A 17,603-nucleotide genomic window follows, 5' to 3' on the forward strand; every position below is an offset into this window, starting at 1 on the left:
GGCTTCTTTATTTGCCATTGTTAACAATTTACACTTTCAGATACCATAAATAATTGTATTTTTACGGTTCAAAATTTTAAACAGCTAATGGGTAAAATCATTGCTATCGCCAATCAAAAGGGAGGCGTAGGAAAAACAACAACATCGGTAAATTTAGCCGCCTCACTGGGTGTCCTCGAAAAGAAAGTATTGCTTATAGATGCTGACCCACAGGCCAATGCAAGCTCAGGGCTTGGTATAGATGTAGAAACGGTAGAAACCGGCACCTACCAGATACTGGAGCACAGCAGCACGCCGGAAGAGGCTACTTTATCGTGCAACGCGCCGAATGTATCTATCATACCGGCACATATAGACCTTGTAGCTATAGAGATTGAACTGGTTGACAAGGAAAACAGGGAATACATGCTGAAGCAGGCGCTGGAAAGCGTTAAAGAACAATATGACTATATCCTGATAGACTGCGCGCCCTCTTTAGGGCTGCTAACGCTTAACGCGCTTACGGCTGCAGACTCTGTTATTATACCCATACAGTGCGAATATTTTGCGTTGGAAGGTTTGGGTAAGTTGCTTAATACAATAAAAAGCGTACAAAAAATACATAATCCTGCGTTAGATATAGAAGGGCTACTGCTAACCATGTATGATGCAAGGCTAAGGCTTAGCAACCAGGTGGTTGAAGAAGTGCAGAAGCACTTTAACGATATGGTGTTTAAAACCCTTATACAACGCAATGTAAAATTAAGCGAAGCGCCAAGCTATGGCGAAAGCATTATAAATTATGATGCCACCAGTAAAGGTGCGAGCAACTACCTGAACCTGGCGGAAGAAATAATCAAGAAAAACAGTACAGTAGGTTCATGACAAAAGCAATAAAAAAACAAGCACTTGGCAGGGGGTTATCGGCATTACTTAAAGATCCGGAGAATGATATAAAATCGGCCGAGGATAAGAATGCAGATAAAGTGGTAGGCAATATTATAGAGCTTGATATTGATGCTATAGAAATTAACCCTTTTCAGCCGAGGACAAACTTTAACGAAGAATCGTTGACAGAACTTAGCTCATCTATTAAAGAGTTGGGGGTTATACAGCCTATTACCGTTCGCAAGCTGGAGTACAACAAATACCAGCTAATATCAGGGGAGCGCCGCTTGCGTGCCTCTAAAATGGCAGGGCTTACACATGTACCTGCCTATATAAGGCTGGCTAACGACAATGAGTCGCTTGTAATGGCACTGGTAGAAAACATACAGCGCCATGATCTTGACCCTATAGAAATTGCACTTTCTTACCAAAGGCTTATAGACGAAATACAGCTAACACAGGAGCAGATGAGTGAGCGTGTGGGTAAAAAACGTTCTACCATAGCCAACTACCTGCGCCTGCTTAAACTGGACCCGATAATCCAGACCGGTATACGCGACGGTTTTATAACCATGGGGCATGGGCGTGCACTTATTAATATTGAAGACCACGATGCGCAAGCCGATATTTACCAAAAGATAGTAAGCCAGAACCTTTCGGTAAGGGAAACTGAAGCGCTTGTAAAAAAATACCAGGAAAGCCTTAAGCCATCTGCAGGTAATACTACTTCAAAGAGCAGTTCTTTTGCTGTTGCTAATGACCAGAAGAAAACCATTGCCGATTATTTCGGGGCAAAAGTAGATGTAAAGGTAGATGCAAAAGGCAAAGGCAAAATCACGATACCTTTTCATTCAGAAGAAGACTTTAACAGGATAATTAAACTATTACAGCGATAGTGGTGCGCAGTATTTTCATATCGTTGTTATTTTTTATTTTTTCGGCTGCACCTTTGCTGGCACAGGAAGAAATTAAAAACGACTCCATTACCACTATCGAAAATGTTGTTGCTTCTTCAAATTATGTAATAGACCCACTTGCACCGTCTAAAGCTGCGTTCTACTCGGCAGTTGTGCCGGGGCTTGGGCAGGTATATAATAAAAGCTACTGGAAAGTGCCAGTAGTTTACGGCAGCATGGGGCTTAGCCTTTACTATTATTCTTTCAATAATACAAAATATCGCGAATACCGCAATGCCTATCGCGACAGGCTTGCAGGCCGCGAGGTAACAGGCGAGCTTGCACCCCTTAGTGAGGACAGGCTTATAAGCGGGCAACGCTTCCATCAGCGCAACCGGGATTTATCGCTACTTATTACAGTAGGGCTTTATGTGCTTAACATAGTAGAAGCAAACGTAGATGCGCACTTAGCACAATTTAACGTAAATGAAAACCTTTCTTTTGGCCCGGCATTCGAACAGAACAGTGTAGATTATAATTACCACATGGGTTTTACCCTTAGCTACCAATTTTAATGAACATGAGAATAGCACTTTTAGGTTACGGAAAAATGGGACAGGTTATAGAACGTATTGCGCAGGAGCGCGGGCATGAAATAGTGCTTAAAAAACGGTCTGCCGATACCTTTGCCGGGCTTGAAAATGCAGATGTGGCTATAGATTTCAGCGTGCCTGGCTCGGCTGTAACAAATATTACGGAATGCCTCAATAATAATATACCTGTTGTTAGTGGTACAACCGGCTGGCTGGAGCATTACCATGAAATGGCTGCTCTATGCGAGCAAAAAGACGGTGCTTTTATATATGGCTCTAACTTTAGCCTGGGAGTAAATATTTTCTTCGAACTTAATATACACCTTGCCAAAATGATGGCAAAGCTGGAGCAATATAAAGTAAGCATGGAAGAAGTGCACCACACCCAAAAGCTGGACGCACCAAGCGGTACCGCCATAACGCTGGCAAAAGACATTATTAACAACAGCAGCTACTCCAGCTGGGCTATAGGCAACCCTAAAGAAGATGAAATATTTATAGATGCCAAAAGGGTGGAGAATGTTCCCGGCACACACACGGTTAAATATGATTCGGTTATAGATGCGATAGAAATTACGCACACAGCCCACAGCCGCGAAGGTTTTGCATTAGGAGCGGTTATAGCTGCCGAATGGATTATCGGTAAAAAAGGCACTTACGGAATGAAAGACGTTTTGGGGCTATAGTAACAAATTAAGGTAAAATACTACATATAGTAAAAATATACAGAGATGACGCTAACACAATGGTTCATATTTTTCCTGATAGTACAGGTTATACACTTCCTCGGCACATTTAAACTTTACGAAAAAGCAGGCAGGAAACCCTGGGAAGCCGCAGTGCCCGTTTATAATGCGGTAGTGCTCATGCAGATTATCGGCAGGCCCCGCTGGTGGGTTATACTGCTGTTTATCCCTATAGTAAACCTTATCATGTTTCCTGTTGTGTGGGTAGAAACGCTGAGGAGCTTTGGCAAAACTTCTGTAACAGATACCATACTTGGCGTTGTTACTTTAGGCTTATACATCTATTACATAAACTATTCGGGGCAGGCAGATTACCGCCCGGAGCGCGAGCTAAAGCCAGAGAGCAAATCAGGTGATACGGTAAGTTCGCTGCTTTTTGCAGTAGTGGTAGCTACCATAGTGCATACCTATGTTATGCAGCCCTTTACCATCCCTACATCATCGTTAGAAAAAACACTTTTAGTAGGCGATTTCCTTTTCGTGAGTAAGTTCCACTATGGGGCACGCACACCCATGACTACCGTTGCACTGCCCATGATACATGACAGTATTCCGCTTACGCAGTCAAAATCATATTCAAAATGGCCGCAACTGCCTTACTTCAGGCTGCCCGGCTTTGAAGATGTAGAGAAAAACGACATTGTGGTGTTCAACTGGCCGGTTGACAGTATTGGGTTCCGCAATGCAAAGGCAGGGGTACATAACAAGCCTATAGATAAAAAATCGAATTATGTTAAGCGTTGCGTGGGTACACCCGGCGATTCGCTTTCTATTAAAAATGGTGTTGTTTATATAAACGGAAAAGAACTTAAACTTTCGGGCAGGGCAAGGCCGCAGTACAACTATCCTGTTGTTACTAACGGGCCTGTTACCAACCTTTTGCTTGAGCAATATGATATCACAGAATTCCAGGTATTTTACAGGATACAGCCTGAGCTTTGGGATAATGCCGACTTCAGATCTTTTGTAAATGATGATAAAAAATTTAAAGGCAGCTTTACTGAGTTTTCAAGAGATTCAACGGGAGTAGTAATATTCGGTAACTTCCAGGCAGATAAAGATGCCCAGCACATGGCGCTTGCACAAAAACTGCAACCGATACCGGATATGCTTATGGCTAACCTTACTGAGGAAAAAGCAGCCATGATGAAAACCGACTCTTCAATAAAAGAAGTTAAAGATCATTTTGTATATCCCGGCTCTCCTGAAATTTTCCCATATACAGAGAACTGGAGCGTAGATAACATGGGGCCGATTTACATCCCTGAAGCCGGTAAAACAGTTGCCCTTAACAGCAAGTCGCTGCCGTTTTATAAAGAGATTATTACCAAATATGAAGGCCATGAACTCAAAACTAATGGTAATACCATAACTATTGACGGTAAACCCGCAAACAGTTATACCTTTACCTACAACTACTACTGGATGATGGGTGACAACCGCCATAACTCTGAAGACAGCCGTTTTTGGGGTTACGTGCCGGAGACACACATTGTTGGTAAACCTGTGTTTGTGTGGATGAGCCTTGATGAAAGCGAACCGTGGAGCAACTTCGGTAAAAAGGTGAGATGGGACAGGCTGTTTACCACCGTTGGCGGAGACGATGAGCCAACGTCTTACTTTAAATATTTCATTATACTGCTGGTAGCTTACTTTGTTTGGGATTATGTAAGGAAAGGCAAAAAGAAAGCCGCACAGGATTAATTTTTTATATGGGCAGTATCCTTATACATCCTACTTATTTTCCGTCTGTGAGCCATTTTGTGGCTATGGTACAGGCGGAAAATGTGATTTTTGAAACGGACGACAACTTCCAGAAGCAAACCAACCGTAACCGGATGTATATATACAGTCCTAACGGAATACAGTTGCTCAACATACCTGTAAAGCATAATAAGGGCATTCACCAAAAGTTTAAAGACACTAAAATTGAGGATGCTTTCGACTGGCAAAAGCAGCATTTTAAGTCGTTGGAAGCTGCCTACCGCTCTTCCCCTTTCTTTGAATATTTTGAAGATGACATCCGCCCCATATTCGAGCAGAAGCATGTTTATATGATGGATCTTAACTTTAAGATACTCGATATATTGACGAATTGCTTAGGTATAGATATTCCGTACAGTAAAACAGAAGAATACTTTCATGATGCGCCACAGGGTGTAACAGATTACCGCTACCTCGCAAACGGTAAAAAAGACACGTACATCTTTGAACCTTACACCCAGGTATTTGAAGAAAAAGCAGGCTTTATAAATAATCTCAGTATTTTAGATTTGCTATTTAACGAAGGCCGTTATGCGGCAGATTACCTGAAAAGGCAAAAGCTTTAGTTTTGCTATTCCTCCACTGTGCGAAGCGCAAGCCTTGCCATTATAGGAAAATGGTCTGAATTTACTATTGAATCGAATGTGGCAAATTCCTTCACCTCAAGCCGTTCATCGGTAAGGATGTAATCAATGCGTGCAGGGTAATATTTGTAGTTATACGATTTACCAAAGCCACTACCAGCCTCTTCAAAAGCATCATTCATATCGCCTTTAATAATCCTGTACACATAAGAGAATGCACTGTTATTAAGGTCGCCGCACACTATTGCCGGATAGGGGCACTGTGCCTTGTGGTTTTCTAACAGCTCGGCTTGGTACTGCTGCTTGGCAAATGCTTCGCTAAGCCGTTTGAATATTACTTTAGATTTCTGTTCGTTAATACTCTCGTGTATATCCGGGCTTATCTTTATCGACTGCATGTGCATGCTGTAAATGCGCAACGTGTCGTTACCCATTTTTACATCAGCATATATAGCATTGTTAGATGAGTTAGGAAACTTTATCTGCCCGTTATCTACTATAGGATATTTAGAATAAATGGCCTGCCCGGTTTTATACTTATCATCATTAGAGTAGATGAACTTATGAGGATAACTTTTAAACATTACCCTGTCAAGAAAAGCATATTCCTGAAAACAGATGATATCCGGTTTTTTTGCCCTTACAAAACTCCTGATACTATCAGGAACATCAGCACGCGGAAGCCAGTCATAAATATTAAACATCCGTACATTATAGCTCATAACCGTAAAATCTTCGGGAGCTTCGGGTTGCGGGTCAGCACTAAATTTATAAAACTTATTGATAAAGGTAATTCCCAGCAACAATACAATTCCTGAAAGCAGCATCTGCCTTTTCATTTGTATAAGCCAGTACATAAAAAACAGGAAGTTAAATACCAGCATGAGCGGCAGTACCAACGTAAAAACTGAAAGTATAGGAAATATCTTAGGCGCGAGGAAAGGCAGTATATAGGCAATAAACGTCAGTACTGTTAAAACAATATTGAAAAACAGCATTAGTTTATTAAACCAGGAAAGTTTTTTCATAGATACCGACTGCCTTTGTTTAGCCCAAAGCTACTTATTATTTACCAACTTTAAACAAAAATTCTTTCTCTTCTTTGGTAAGGCTGTCATAACCTGACTTGCTTATTTTATCGAGTATATCGTCTATCTGCTGCTGCGTTATATCTTTAGGTTTTCCGGTAGGCCTTTTTGCCTGTGCCTGCGGGTTGCGGTGCACTTTAAAATTCGTTTTCTTTTTTGGCTTAAACAGGTTTTGGAAAAATTCTATAATTCCCGACACACCCCTGCTTAGGTCGGTGCCATTTTGAAGCGACCTCACAAATATAAAACCGAACAGTGCCCCGGCAAGGTGTGCAACATGCCCTCCGTGGTTTTCTACCGAAACATTAATAAGGTCTAAAACCAAAAGCACAGCCGCTATATGCCACAGCTTTACGGTACCGAAAAGAAACAGCCTTACCTGATAATAGGGTGCATATACAGCTGTTGCCACCAGTATAGCCATAATAGCAGCCGAAGCCCCTACCATTTTACCGTTAAACTGCTGCAGCAACGGTATGGTATTATAGCTGAGGATAAATATTAGCGCAGCAAATATTGCTGAAAGTATATATAGCCCGAACATTTGCTTTTGCGTAAAGAAGGTAAGGAATATCCTGCCTGAAAAATACAGCACCATCATATTGAAGAGCAGGTGAAAGAACCCTGCATGCAGAAAAGCATATGTAATTAGTGACCAGGGTTTCCAGAGTAGGTCAGCCGGATTTGAGGATACACTGAATAAATCGTCAGTATTAGATATATCCCATCGCAAAAAAGGGAGGTGAACATCAAACAGCGTCAGCAGGCTGAATATAATTAAAGGTATTGCAAACAGCCCCACATTCCAGAATATGAGTTTCTGAGTAATGCCGCCAATCCTGTATTCAAGTTTTAAATCGTCTAAAAGTCCCATTAAAGTTAATCCCAACGGTTATTGTTAAACTGGTTTTTCTTCCAGTACCACATCATTAAAAAGCCTATAAGTGCGCCACCCAGGTGGGCAAAGTGCGCCACGCCGTCGTCCCATCGGCTGCCGAATATGGCCTGCCCCCTAAGCCCAAGGAAAAGGTCTATGGCGAGCAACCCCGGTACAAAATATTTAGCCTTTATTGGTACAGGTATAAATAAGAGCATAAGCTCTGCGTTAGGGAACATAAAAGCAAAAGCAACAATTATACCATATAGCGCCCCCGATGCACCCACTACGGGAGCAAGAGATGAAACCAGTCCGTCAAACTTACTTTCTGAAATATACTCAAGCCAACGCGTGTCATACCTGTCTGACAAAATAGTATCTATTACAGATTGTTTGGTAAAGCCATTATCTATTAAAGGCTGTATGGCATCATTAAACTGAATGTAATTAACCCCTAAGTGCAAAGCCGCAGCGCCAAGCCCGCAAGAAAAGTAAAAGAATAAAAACTTCTTTGCACCCCAAAAATGTTCTAAAGCACTACCAAACATATATAACCCGAACATATTAAATAAAATATGCATAAGCCCGCCATGCATAAACATATGCGTTACAATTTGCCACGGCATAAATAAAGGGCTTTCGGGGAAATACAGGGCCAGGTACTGAAAGGCAGGCTTTACCAGTAAAGAAGCCACAAAAAAGATTATGTTTATTATAATTAACTGCTTAACAGTTTCGGTAATGCGCATCATACGGCAAATCGTTTATCTAAATCTTCCACACTTACGGTAATGAAAGTGGGCTTATTAAAGGGTGATACATCGGGTTCTTTACAGGCAAACAACGAATTTACCATATTTTCCTGCTCTTTTTCGGTAAGCAGGGTACCTGTTTTTATCGCCAGGCTTTTAGCCATAGATTTTGCTATGCTGTCGCTTTGGCTAAAGCTGCTGTCGGGCACTTCCTGCTGCAGGTCGTTTATAAGCTCTTCAAGCAGTATGCTAACCTCACTTTCAGAAACATTTACAGGAAGCCCCGACACTACAATATGGTCATGGTTTACTTCTGCAAAAACAAAGCCTGTATTTTCTAATGAAGACTTCATTTCACGTATCAGGTCAAGTTCGGTTTTATTAAAGTGCAGCACCAGCGGAAACAGCAACTGCTGGCTGCTGCCATGCTGCACCGTTATATTTTTAAGGAACTGTTCGTATAATATCCTTTGGTGCGCCCTTTTCTGGTCAATTATTACCATACCCGATTTTATGGGGCTTACAATATATTTTTTATGTATCTGGTAAGTTGTCTGTACCGCCTGCTCAACCTCATTTTCATTAAAGAGCGAACCTGTAATTTCATCCTCCTCAAAATCCGTGCCTTCAAATTCTTCTGTAGCGGGCGTTAAGCCTGTATAAAGGCTCTCCCAGGCAGGCATACGTTCCTGCTTACGGAACTGCCTTACAGGTGCAGATGAACCACCCGAAGTACCAAACGCACTTTTAGCTGGTTTATCATCGGCAAATGGGTTAAAATTACGGTCAACTTCAACCATAGGCATAACAGCCTCTTTACGCTCATAATCATAAGGCGTGTCAAGATTGGCATCCCTTTCAAAGTCCAAGACAGGGGCAACATTAAACTGCCCGAGGCTATGTTTTACAGACGAACGCAGGATGGCATATAAAGCATGCTCATCATCAAACTTAATTTCGGTTTTAGTTGGGTGAATATTAATATCTATTGTATTAGGCGGAACGTCGAGATATAAAAAATAACCCGGCTGGCAGCCATCTTTCAGTAAGCCTTCATAAGCCGCCATTATAGCGTGGTGCAGGTAGCCGCTTTTTATAAAACGGTTATTCACAAAAAAGAACTGTTCTCCCCTGCTCTTTTTGGCAAATTCCGGTTTAACAATAAAACCCTGTACCTGAACAATCTCCGTACTTTCATTTACCGGAACCAGTTTTTCGTTGGTGCGGGCACCAAAAACGCCTACTATGCGCTGGCGCTGGTTTGATGACGGCAAGTTAAACATTTCGCTGCCGTTGTGATACAGCACAAAGCTGATACCCGGGTGTGCAAGTGCTACCCTTTCGAACTCATCAATAATATGGCGAAACTCTACAGTGTCCGATTTAAGGAAATTGCGGCGCGCAGGTATATTAAAAAATAAATTCTTTACAGAAAAAGAAGTCCCCTTTGGCAACACAGCTACATCCTGGCTGACAAACTTACTGCCCTCTATAATAATATGGGTACCCAGCTCCTGCTGGTCCTGCTTTGTTTTAAGCTCTACATGTGCAATAGCAGCTATACTGGCAAGTGCCTCGCCCCTGAAGCCTTTGGTGTGAAGAGCAAAAAGATCTTCCGCATGCCTTATTTTACTGGTGGCGTGGCGTTCAAAGCACAGGCGTGCGTCGGTAACATCCATACCTTTACCATTGTCGATAACTTGTATGAGGGTCTTGCCTGCGTCTTTAACGATTAGCTTAATATCAGTTGCACCGGCATCAACAGAATTTTCCAGTAATTCCTTTACTACCGATGCAGGCCGCTGCACCACCTCTCCGGCGGCTATCTGGTTGGCAACATGGTCAGGAAGTAACTGTATAATACTGGACATAGGTTTAATAAAAGTACTTGTTTGATGAACCCTCAAAGTTACACAAATATTGTGGAACATCGAAAAAATTAAGGAACGGCAAAACATCAAAAAGGCAGCAAACACAAAAGTATTGCTGCCTTAATAATTATGGTGGTTTATTGTTTATCTGATAATAGTACCATCCGGTTTAAAACGGATACTGTTACGGTTACGCGCTACCGAAATGCGTTGCAAAAACTGTAAATCGCCACTGTTGGCACCTTCAACAATTGCTTTGTACCTGTCCGCCACAGCAAAGGTTTCATCTGTACCAAATATCAGCGGGTAGAGTTTTTTATCGATTAAAATTTTACGCTTGCTGGTTTCTATCCAGCGGTTTATTTTACTGCCCGATATCTTATAGTCATAATAAAGGGTATAATTGCCATCCTCATGTATCAGGCTGAAGTAAACATCTTTATAATTACCATCAAGCTTATCTTTAAGGGCGTTGGTTACACTAACAGGCAATATGTAAACTATACTGTCATCATCGGGTATATCCGCAGCTTTCTTTTTAGAGCCGCATGAAACTATCGTAAAAACAAGCAGTAACAGTGGTATAACTTTTTTCATTTTAAAAGGTTTTTGTTTTCGAATTTTTTAAAATTAAAAAAGACAGCTTAAAAACAAAAGCCCGTTAAGAAAGGTTTAGGTTATGTTAATGCCATTACCGCTCTGCAAGCAGCACATCATTTTTAGCAAGGGTGCGTATAACAAAACATGCACAAAACAGGTAATAGTAATTAACCTGAACCCTTACATAGCCGTATGCCCCATACAGCAGGAACAGCACAAGCCCACCCATGATGATTTCTGAAAGGTACGGCATCCTGAACCTGAAACGCGCCTGGTAAAGGCTTAGCGGAGTTAATACTGCATAAGCTATTGTAGCAGTCTTTAAAACTGTGCCGGCAAGATAGACGCGCCCTAAAAATGTTAACCCGAAGCTTACAAGCATTGCAAGGTATATAAGAAAGGAAAGTTTTCGTAACATAATTAAATCCTGAATACCGCAAAAATATTCAAAAAATCATGCTATCAATTAATTAAATAGTATAACAGTTAATTAGTTATTAACATTATTTATTATATAGATAATCACAGTATACTGTATTTATATATCAAATAAAAAAGCCCCCAATAGTGGGAGCTTATTATATCTTATAACTACTGTAAAAATTACAGAGCTGCTACGTGCCTTGTTAACTTAGACTTCAGGTTAGAAGCCTTGTTAGCGTGTATAATGTTTTTCTTAGCCAGTTTGTCGATCATAGAAATAACACCTGCTAATTTTTCAGAAGCTTCATTCTTATCAGTAGCCATACGTATTGCTTTTACAGCGTTACGTGTAGTTTTATGCTGATACCTGTTCAACACCCTCTTTTTTTCGTTGCTTCTTATTCTTTTTAAAGCTGACTTATGATTTGCCATTTTCTTTTACTCTTAATAATGTCTTACTATCTTTTTTTCGTAGTCCATAGGGGAATCGAACCCCTGTTACCAGAATGAAAATCTGGCGTCCTAACCCCTAGACGAATGGACCATTTTATTGTTCCACGGGCGGGTCGCCCTTTTGTTTTGTAGCCCGTAGGGGAATCGAACCCCTCTTGCCAGAATGAAAATCTGAAGTCCTAACCGATAGACGAACGGGCCGTTTGTTCCTCTAATGCGGATGCAAAAGTACAACTAATTTTGATTTCTGCAAGAGTGGAACAAAAAATTTTCAAAAAAAAAATTCTAATATGCTTTGGCAAATAACACACGGCCTTTACTTGGCGCGCCTGTAAGCACGCAGCTTCCGGCTTCTTCTTCCCTGTTTAGCGGTATGCAGCGTATAGTTGCCTTTGTTAAGTCTTTTATCTTCTCTTCGGTTTCGCCTGTACCGTCCCAGTGCGCCGAAACAAAGCCTCCTTTATTTTCAAGTACATCTTTAAACTCTTCAAAGCTGTTTACTTCGGTAATATGTGCATCACGGTATGCAAGCGCTTTGTTGAACAGGTTTGCCTGCATTTCCTCTAAAAGGTTTTGTATGTAATGTACAATATCGGCATGGGCAACCACTTCTTTTGTAAGTGTATCGCGCCTTGCTACTTCAAAAGTACCGTTTTCAAGGTCTTTCGGCCCTATGGCAACACGCACAGGCACGCCTTTTAGCTCATATTCATTAAACTTCCAGCCCGGCTTTTGTGTGTCACGGTCATCATATTTTACGGATACCCCAAGTTTCCTTAGCATAGCCATCAGTTGTTTCGCTTCCGCAGAAATAGCTTCAAACTGCTCATCGTTCCTGTATATCGGCACAATAACAACCTGTATTGGTGCAAGGTTTGGCGGCAGCACCAGCCCGTTATCATCGCTGTGGGTCATAACAAGCGCTCCCATAAGCCTTGTGCTAACACCCCATGATGTAGCCCATACATATTCCTGCTTGCCCTCTTTGTTGGCAAATTTAACATCAAAAGCCTTGGCAAAGTTTTGTCCCAAAAAGTGCGATGTACCTGCTTGTAATGCTTTACCATCCTGCATAAGGGCTTCTATACAGTAAGTCTCTACCGCACCGGCAAAACGCTCGTTAGCGGTTTTTACCCCTTTTACTACCGGTATTGCCATAAAATTCTCGGCAAAATCGGCATATACGTTCATCATTTGTTCTGCTTCGGCAATAGCTTCCTGTTGTGTAGCATGGGCAGTATGGCCTTCCTGCCATAAAAACTCTGCTGTCCTTAAAAACAGCCTGGTACGCATTTCCCAACGCACCACATTTGCCCACTGGTTAACCAGCAGGGGCAGGTCGCGGTACGATTGTATCCAGCCGCGGTAAGTATCCCATATAATGGTTTCGCTGGTAGGGCGCACTATAAGCTCTTCCTCCAGTTTCGCATCAGGGTCAACCTCTATAGTTTTTCCGTCTTCACCTGTTTTAAGCCTGTAATGAGTAACCACGGCACACTCTTTGGCAAAACCATCTATGTGGCTCGCCTCTTTACTGAAATAAGACTTGGGTATAAACAGCGGGAAATAAGCATTTTGGTGTCCAGTTTCTTTAAACATCCTGTCGAGTTCGGCCTGCATTTTTTCCCATATTGCATATCCGTATGGTTTGATAACCATACAACCCCTTACTCCCGAGTTTTCAGCAAGGTCTGCTTTTACAACCAGTTCATTATACCATTTGGAATAATCTTCTGACCGCGTAGTTAAGTTCTTACTCATTTTATTTTAAATTGGCACAAATATTGTTTATATTTAGAAAAAGAATTGTTTCGCAAAAATAACCAATTTGTGAAGCCCAACAATAAAAAATGCAGAGATTATGAAAACCCATTACCACAGCCTTAAGCAATTATCCCTCTACTCTATAATGTGTCTGTTGGGCCTCGCAGTTAGTTCGTGCGGGTCTTACCAAAATACATCAACCTATGATAATGATGGTATTTACGGAAGCTACGACAGCAGGGAACCCCAATATAATTATAACGACGGCAACGTAACTGAATACCGTGACGGTGAGGTTACAGGCCAGAATATGAATTACCAGGCATACTTTAAGTCTTTACAGGCGCAGTATCCTGCAACAGTGGTTACTGATGTAGAGCAATACAGCTCGTATGACGCTGACACTACTGCTGTGCAACAGGGCGACTCTTATACCGCTTACAGCTATGACGCTTACCCCGGGTGGGGTGAAGACCCTGATAATGTTACTGTAAATGTTTACAGTGGCGGCTTTAACAACTGGGGCTGGGGCGCCGGTTGGGGTTGGGGTGCCGGCTGGGGCTGGAATAACTGGTATGGCGGCTGGTACGGTCCCGGTTGGGGCTGGAACACTGGATGGGGTTGGAATGCAGGCTGGGGCTGGGGCGCCGGATGGGGCTGGAATAACTGGTACTATCCTTATGGCGGCTGGTACGGAGGCTGGGCACCCTACTACGGCGGCAATTATTACTACCGCAACCAACGTTACTACGGTGGCAGGAGTACAGCATATTATGCCGGAGGACGTAACTCTTACTACAACAACGGCAGGTATAACAACAGCAGAAGGTCATCAGATTATAATGCAGGCAGGAGAAGTTTCAGCAACAACAACAGCCGCAGATATAACAGCAGTACAACTGTAAGGAGCCGTGGCGATGCAGATTATAACACATCCAGAAGCAGGAACAGCAGCAGGAGCATTTACAATAACTCGTCCCGCAACAATAGCCGTAGCTACACACCTTCATCAGGCAGGAGCAGCTCACCAAGCAGAAGCACAACCGTTAGCCCGTCAAGAAGTTCAGGCAGCTTTGGCGGAGGCAGGTCTTCAGGAGGTTCACGCGGAGGCGGCGGTTCTCGTGGAGGCGGACGCGGAAGAGGTTAACATATCAGTCCCATGTTATTTGAAAGAAGCAACATGGGATTTTTTTTAAACAAAAAATATCACATGAAAAAGTATATATTTTTAGCAGCCCTCGGGCTGGGAGCAACAGGCATGTATGCGCAAAGGCAGGACCCTAACACCGCTGCCGATGCCATGCGTTATACAACAGAAAGCATTACCGGTACTGCACGTTTCAGGGCTATGGGCGGTGCCTTTGGCGCACTGGGCGGAGACCCCTCTGCCATTATGATAAACCCTGCGGGTTCTGCAGTATTTAACTATAACTCAGGTACAATGTCACTTTCTGTGCAAAATGTACGGAATGAAGCTAATTATTTCGGGACAGGCACTACAGAAAACGACAGCTCTTTCGACCTGAACCAGATGGGGGCCGTTTTTGTTTTTAACAACGCCGATGAAAATGCAGTAATGAATAAATTTACTTTGGGTTTCAATTATGAAAACCTGAATAATTTTGATAACCGTATCTATTACAGGGGTGTTAACCCTACCAACTCTTTAGACAGCTACTTCCTTAATTATGCCAACGGTGTACCTTTAAGTAATCTTACCGACAGCTATTATGAACAGTTATCATACAACCAGCAACAGGCATACCTTGGCTACAATGCTTATATATTCGACCCGCTTTCGCAGTCACCGAATAATACCGGCTATACCTCTAATTATGATGCAACTGCCGCTAATTTTTACCAGGATAATATTGTAAACACTACCGGCTTTCATGGCAAGGTAGCGCTTAACTTTGGTGCACAGCTAAAAAAGAGGCTGTATGTGGGTGCTAATATAAATGTACACTTTACAGACTATATACAAACTTCAAGTTTTTATGAAGATGCCAATGCACCACAGGGACTACGCTCGATTGAGTTCAATAACGAACGTTACACCTATGGCGGCGGGGTATCTTTTAACTTAGGTACTATATTAAAGATTACCGAAGACTTAAGAGCCGGGGTGGCTTATGAGTCGCCTACCTGGTTAAGGCTTCAGGATGAAGTTACACAAAACCTGCGCTCTTACTGCCCCGAATGTGGTGTAAATGGTGAATCAAATTTTGATGTAAATCCGTTTATAACGTTTGTCCTGGATGATTATACGCTAAGAACACCTTCAAAATGGACAGGCAGCCTTGCCTATGTTTTCGGCAAAAGCGGGTTGTTGAGTGTAGATTACTCAATGAGGGATTATGGCAATACAAAATACATCAGCAACGGATACAGCGATATTAATTTTGACCTGAGCAATACTTTAGGCAGGGCAGGAGAACTTCGCGTAGGTGCTGAATACCGGGTTAAGGCAGTAAGTTTCAGGGGTGGTTACCGTTATGCCGAAAGCCCTTATAAAGATGGCCATACTATGGGCGATCTTACCGGTATTTCCGGGGGTATTGGTGTGGCATTCGGCAGCTCGAGGCTCGACTTTGCTTATGCATGGCAAAGGCGCGATATGGATTACCGCCAGTTTAAAACAGGCCTTACCGATCCTGCCCGTATAGAAAGTACCAACAACAACTTTACACTTTCTTATACATTAGACCTGTAATTATTTTTTCGTCTTACTATAATTAAAAAAGCCACTCTTATTTACAGAATGGCTTTTTGCTTTTTGTTATATTTCTACTTTAATCGGTTAAGGTAACTTTTTGAAGTGGCTTTAAGGTAGGCCCTTCTATAATGCAGCCATCTGTTGTAAACCTTGAGGCATGGCAAGGGCAGTCCCAGGTTTTTTCTACATTATTCCAGTGTACAACACAGCCCATGTGCGGGCATATAGCAGAACAGGCCTTCATCTCTCCTGTAATATCATGGTATACTGCCAGCTTTTTGCCGTTCACCTCCATTACCTTACCTTCCTCTACCGCTATGCTATCCATATCTTTGCTTTTCGGCAACAGGTAATCTTTTAAAATCTGGCCTGCGTTATTAAGGTTTTCTTCTACAAACTTACCTGCAGCCTTAACAGGGTTGTGGCGCGTGGCATGAAACAGTTTTGTGCCTTCTGTTTCTTTATCCATTATCATATCACATATTACCTGCGCCGAAACAACTCCCCAAATAAGCCCGTCGGTACTAAAGCCTGTCGCAATAAACTGGTTAGAACTATCGCTCTTCCTGCCAATATAGGGCAGGCCATCGGCAGGCTTATAATTTTGCCCGCCCCAGCGGTTGGTAACCTCATCTACATCAAAACGTTCTTTTAAAAACTTTTCGAGGTTAACTATATTTTCTTCATTATCTTCGTGCTGCCCCACTTTATGCGGCTGCCCTACTGCAAGCAGGTAACGTTCGCCCTCGTGGTTATAAGAACGTACAGAGAAACGCTGGTTGCCATAATAACCCCAGAATGTTCCCTGCGGATAAGCCCCTGAACCAAGCTTTACCGCAACCCCATATTCTCTGTATGGCCCCAGCAACGACTGGTAAACCGGCATAAAGCCTTTGGGTGTATGGGTGGCATGTATGGCAAACTTTGCTGTAACGCTACCCTGTGCAGTAAACACCTTTACAGTATCATCATTCTCTTCTATTTCATCAACGCGGCTGTCTTCAAAAATACGGCAGTCATCAGCATTTATATTTTTTGCCAGTTGCTGCACATAACGCAACGGGTTAAACTGGGCCTGGTTATCTATTTTTACACCGTTAACATGCTTAAAAGGTATCTCACCGGCAGCAATTTTATGTATGTCGGCTCCTGCAGCCATACCCGCCTCATATACATCATCAATCTTGCCCGCATGGGTGTCATCGGCAGCAAATAAATACCAGCTACGTGGTTCGAAATCACAATCCATACCTAATTGGTAAACCGTACTTTTTACAGTATTTAAAGCTTCCTGCCTTGCATTGATAACAGCTTTAAGCGCCTGTGTATCATATTTAGATTGTATGGCATCAAACCCCTGCTCTGTTGCCACATAAAGGTTGCCCGTGCTGTGCCCGGTGCTCCCCCCGCCTACTTTAAGCGCTTCGAGCACCACCACATTATAGCCCTGCTGCTTTAATAACTGCGCACAGGTAATGCCTGTAATACCCCCGCCTATTACAACCACATCGGTAGTAATATCTGTGTCAAGCACAGGAAAATCAGACCCCGAAGAGTATGATCTCCATATTGATTTAACGCCCGGTTTGTTGTGTAGATCTCTAAACTC

The 17,603-nt window shown here is 42.5% G+C and carries 17 protein-coding genes, 2 tRNA genes and 1 pseudogene; 8 read left to right on the plus strand and 12 right to left on the minus strand.

Annotation, left to right across the window (positions count from 1 at the left end; translation table 11 throughout):
- Nucleotides 1-87: 87 nt before the first annotated feature.
- From KJK34_RS07905 to KJK34_RS07930, 6 genes are read left to right on the plus strand one after another with little or no spacing between them, the layout of a single operon-like run.
- Nucleotides 88-864, plus strand: a complete 777-nt coding sequence (locus KJK34_RS07905; protein WP_223053326.1) for a ParA family protein — start codon at nucleotides 88-90, stop codon at nucleotides 862-864.
- Nucleotides 861-1,763, plus strand: a complete 903-nt coding sequence (locus KJK34_RS07910) for a ParB/RepB/Spo0J family partition protein (RefSeq protein ID WP_223053327.1) — start codon at nucleotides 861-863, stop codon at nucleotides 1,761-1,763. The genes KJK34_RS07905 and KJK34_RS07910 overlap by 4 nt, the downstream gene beginning before the upstream one ends.
- A gap of 2 nt (nucleotides 1,764-1,765) precedes the next feature.
- Nucleotides 1,766-2,338 carry a DUF5683 domain-containing protein gene (locus KJK34_RS07915; RefSeq protein ID WP_317196874.1) on the plus strand — a complete coding sequence of 191 codons (573 nt, stop codon included), beginning with the start codon at nucleotides 1,766-1,768 and terminating at the stop codon, nucleotides 2,336-2,338.
- A 5-nt stretch (nucleotides 2,339-2,343) separates the two neighbouring features.
- On the plus strand, nucleotides 2,344-3,042 hold the full coding sequence (gene dapB / locus KJK34_RS07920; RefSeq protein WP_223053329.1) for a 4-hydroxy-tetrahydrodipicolinate reductase: 699 nt from the start codon (nucleotides 2,344-2,346) through the stop codon (nucleotides 3,040-3,042).
- Between the two features lie 45 nt (nucleotides 3,043-3,087).
- Nucleotides 3,088-4,806: a signal peptidase I gene (gene lepB, locus KJK34_RS07925; RefSeq protein WP_223053330.1), complete on the plus strand. Its 1,719-nt coding sequence runs from the start codon at nucleotides 3,088-3,090 to the stop codon at nucleotides 4,804-4,806.
- Nucleotides 4,807-4,814: 8 nt separating this feature from the next.
- Nucleotides 4,815-5,432: a WbqC family protein gene (locus KJK34_RS07930; protein WP_223053331.1), complete on the plus strand. Its 618-nt coding sequence runs from the start codon at nucleotides 4,815-4,817 to the stop codon at nucleotides 5,430-5,432.
- Nucleotides 5,433-5,437: 5 nt separating this feature from the next.
- On the opposite strand, the gene KJK34_RS07935 is transcribed toward KJK34_RS07930, so the two are convergent.
- The 10 genes from KJK34_RS07935 to proS all read right to left on the minus strand — a co-directional run bounded on the left by KJK34_RS07935 (nucleotide 5,438) and on the right by proS (nucleotide 13,275).
- Nucleotides 5,438-6,478, minus strand: a complete 1,041-nt coding sequence (locus KJK34_RS07935) for an endonuclease/exonuclease/phosphatase family protein (RefSeq protein ID WP_223053332.1) — start codon at nucleotides 6,476-6,478, stop codon at nucleotides 5,438-5,440.
- Nucleotides 6,479-6,515: 37 nt separating this feature from the next.
- Nucleotides 6,516-7,427 (minus strand): rhomboid family intramembrane serine protease, encoded by a 912-nt coding sequence (locus tag KJK34_RS07940; protein ID WP_317196875.1) that lies wholly within the window; start codon nucleotides 7,425-7,427, stop codon nucleotides 6,516-6,518.
- Nucleotides 7,418-8,167 carry a rhomboid family intramembrane serine protease gene (locus KJK34_RS07945; RefSeq protein ID WP_223053333.1) on the minus strand — a complete coding sequence of 250 codons (750 nt, stop codon included), beginning with the start codon at nucleotides 8,165-8,167 and terminating at the stop codon, nucleotides 7,418-7,420. Before KJK34_RS07945 ends, KJK34_RS07940 begins: the two co-directional genes overlap by 10 nt.
- Entirely contained in the window at nucleotides 8,164-10,038 is a 1,875-nt protein-coding gene (gene mutL / locus KJK34_RS07950; RefSeq protein ID WP_223053334.1) for a DNA mismatch repair endonuclease MutL, read from the minus strand. The genes KJK34_RS07945 and mutL overlap by 4 nt, the downstream gene beginning before the upstream one ends.
- Before the next feature lie 144 nt (nucleotides 10,039-10,182).
- Nucleotides 10,183-10,635: a hypothetical protein gene (locus tag KJK34_RS07955; RefSeq protein ID WP_223053335.1), complete on the minus strand. Its 453-nt coding sequence runs from the start codon at nucleotides 10,633-10,635 to the stop codon at nucleotides 10,183-10,185.
- 94 nt (nucleotides 10,636-10,729) lie between these two features.
- Nucleotides 10,730-11,056, minus strand: coding sequence for a hypothetical protein (locus KJK34_RS07960; protein WP_223053336.1), 327 nt, complete (start codon nucleotides 11,054-11,056; stop codon nucleotides 10,730-10,732).
- A gap of 185 nt (nucleotides 11,057-11,241) precedes the next feature.
- Nucleotides 11,242-11,493 (minus strand): 30S ribosomal protein S20, encoded by a 252-nt coding sequence (rpsT, locus tag KJK34_RS07965; protein WP_223053337.1) that lies wholly within the window; start codon nucleotides 11,491-11,493, stop codon nucleotides 11,242-11,244.
- A 40-nt stretch (nucleotides 11,494-11,533) separates the two neighbouring features.
- A tRNA-Glu gene (locus KJK34_RS07970) sits at nucleotides 11,534-11,605 on the minus strand.
- Nucleotides 11,606-11,643: 38 nt separating this feature from the next.
- Nucleotides 11,644-11,715: transfer RNA gene (locus tag KJK34_RS07975), tRNA-Glu, on the minus strand.
- A gap of 84 nt (nucleotides 11,716-11,799) precedes the next feature.
- The gene (gene proS / locus KJK34_RS07980; RefSeq protein WP_223053338.1) at nucleotides 11,800-13,275 is read right to left on the minus strand and encodes a proline--tRNA ligase; all 1,476 of its coding nucleotides are present in this window, start codon (nucleotides 13,273-13,275) and stop codon (nucleotides 11,800-11,802) included.
- 100 nt (nucleotides 13,276-13,375) lie between these two features.
- On the opposite strand from proS, the gene KJK34_RS07985 reads away from it, so the two are divergent.
- Nucleotides 13,376-14,425: a hypothetical protein gene (locus KJK34_RS07985; protein ID WP_223053339.1), complete on the plus strand. Its 1,050-nt coding sequence runs from the start codon at nucleotides 13,376-13,378 to the stop codon at nucleotides 14,423-14,425.
- Between the two features lie 63 nt (nucleotides 14,426-14,488).
- The gene (locus KJK34_RS07990) at nucleotides 14,489-15,991 is read left to right on the plus strand and encodes an OmpP1/FadL family transporter (RefSeq protein ID WP_223053340.1); all 1,503 of its coding nucleotides are present in this window, start codon (nucleotides 14,489-14,491) and stop codon (nucleotides 15,989-15,991) included.
- A gap of 79 nt (nucleotides 15,992-16,070) precedes the next feature.
- On the opposite strand, the gene KJK34_RS15455 is transcribed toward KJK34_RS07990, so the two are convergent.
- Nucleotides 16,071-16,469: a Rieske 2Fe-2S domain-containing protein gene (locus KJK34_RS15455; protein WP_438839207.1), complete on the minus strand. Its 399-nt coding sequence runs from the start codon at nucleotides 16,467-16,469 to the stop codon at nucleotides 16,071-16,073.
- A 57-nt stretch (nucleotides 16,470-16,526) separates the two neighbouring features.
- A pseudogene (locus tag KJK34_RS15465) lies at nucleotides 16,527-17,447 on the minus strand (NAD(P)/FAD-dependent oxidoreductase); the annotation flags it as partial.
- Nucleotides 17,448-17,603: the final 156 nt, after the last annotated feature.

Origin of the sequence: Flavobacterium coralii (assembly GCF_019891545.1) — a bacterium.
GTDB classification, from domain to species: domain Bacteria; phylum Bacteroidota; class Bacteroidia; order Flavobacteriales; family Flavobacteriaceae; genus Flavobacterium; species Flavobacterium coralii.

Coding starts and splice junctions, on each gene's coding strand:
- KJK34_RS07905 (WP_223053326.1), top strand. CDS start 88: ATGGGTAAAATCATTGCTATCGCCAATCAAAAGGGAGGCGTAGGAAAA.
- KJK34_RS07910 (WP_223053327.1), top strand. CDS start 861: ATGACAAAAGCAATAAAAAAACAAGCACTTGGCAGGGGGTTATCGGCA.
- dapB (WP_223053329.1), top strand. CDS start 2,344: ATGAGAATAGCACTTTTAGGTTACGGAAAAATGGGACAGGTTATAGAA.
- lepB (WP_223053330.1), top strand. CDS start 3,088: ATGACGCTAACACAATGGTTCATATTTTTCCTGATAGTACAGGTTATA.
- KJK34_RS07930 (WP_223053331.1), top strand. CDS start 4,815: ATGGGCAGTATCCTTATACATCCTACTTATTTTCCGTCTGTGAGCCAT.
- KJK34_RS07935 (WP_223053332.1), bottom strand. CDS start 6,478: ATGAAAAAACTTTCCTGGTTTAATAAACTAATGCTGTTTTTCAATATT.
- KJK34_RS07945 (WP_223053333.1), bottom strand. CDS start 8,167: ATGATGCGCATTACCGAAACTGTTAAGCAGTTAATTATAATAAACATA.
- mutL (WP_223053334.1), bottom strand. CDS start 10,038: ATGTCCAGTATTATACAGTTACTTCCTGACCATGTTGCCAACCAGATA.
- KJK34_RS07955 (WP_223053335.1), bottom strand. CDS start 10,635: ATGAAAAAAGTTATACCACTGTTACTGCTTGTTTTTACGATAGTTTCA.
- KJK34_RS07960 (WP_223053336.1), bottom strand. CDS start 11,056: ATGTTACGAAAACTTTCCTTTCTTATATACCTTGCAATGCTTGTAAGC.
- rpsT (WP_223053337.1), bottom strand. CDS start 11,493: ATGGCAAATCATAAGTCAGCTTTAAAAAGAATAAGAAGCAACGAAAAA.
- proS (WP_223053338.1), bottom strand. CDS start 13,275: ATGAGTAAGAACTTAACTACGCGGTCAGAAGATTATTCCAAATGGTAT.
- KJK34_RS07985 (WP_223053339.1), top strand. CDS start 13,376: ATGAAAACCCATTACCACAGCCTTAAGCAATTATCCCTCTACTCTATA.
- KJK34_RS07990 (WP_223053340.1), top strand. CDS start 14,489: ATGAAAAAGTATATATTTTTAGCAGCCCTCGGGCTGGGAGCAACAGGC.
- KJK34_RS15455 (WP_438839207.1), bottom strand. CDS start 16,469: ATGATAATGGATAAAGAAACAGAAGGCACAAAACTGTTTCATGCCACG.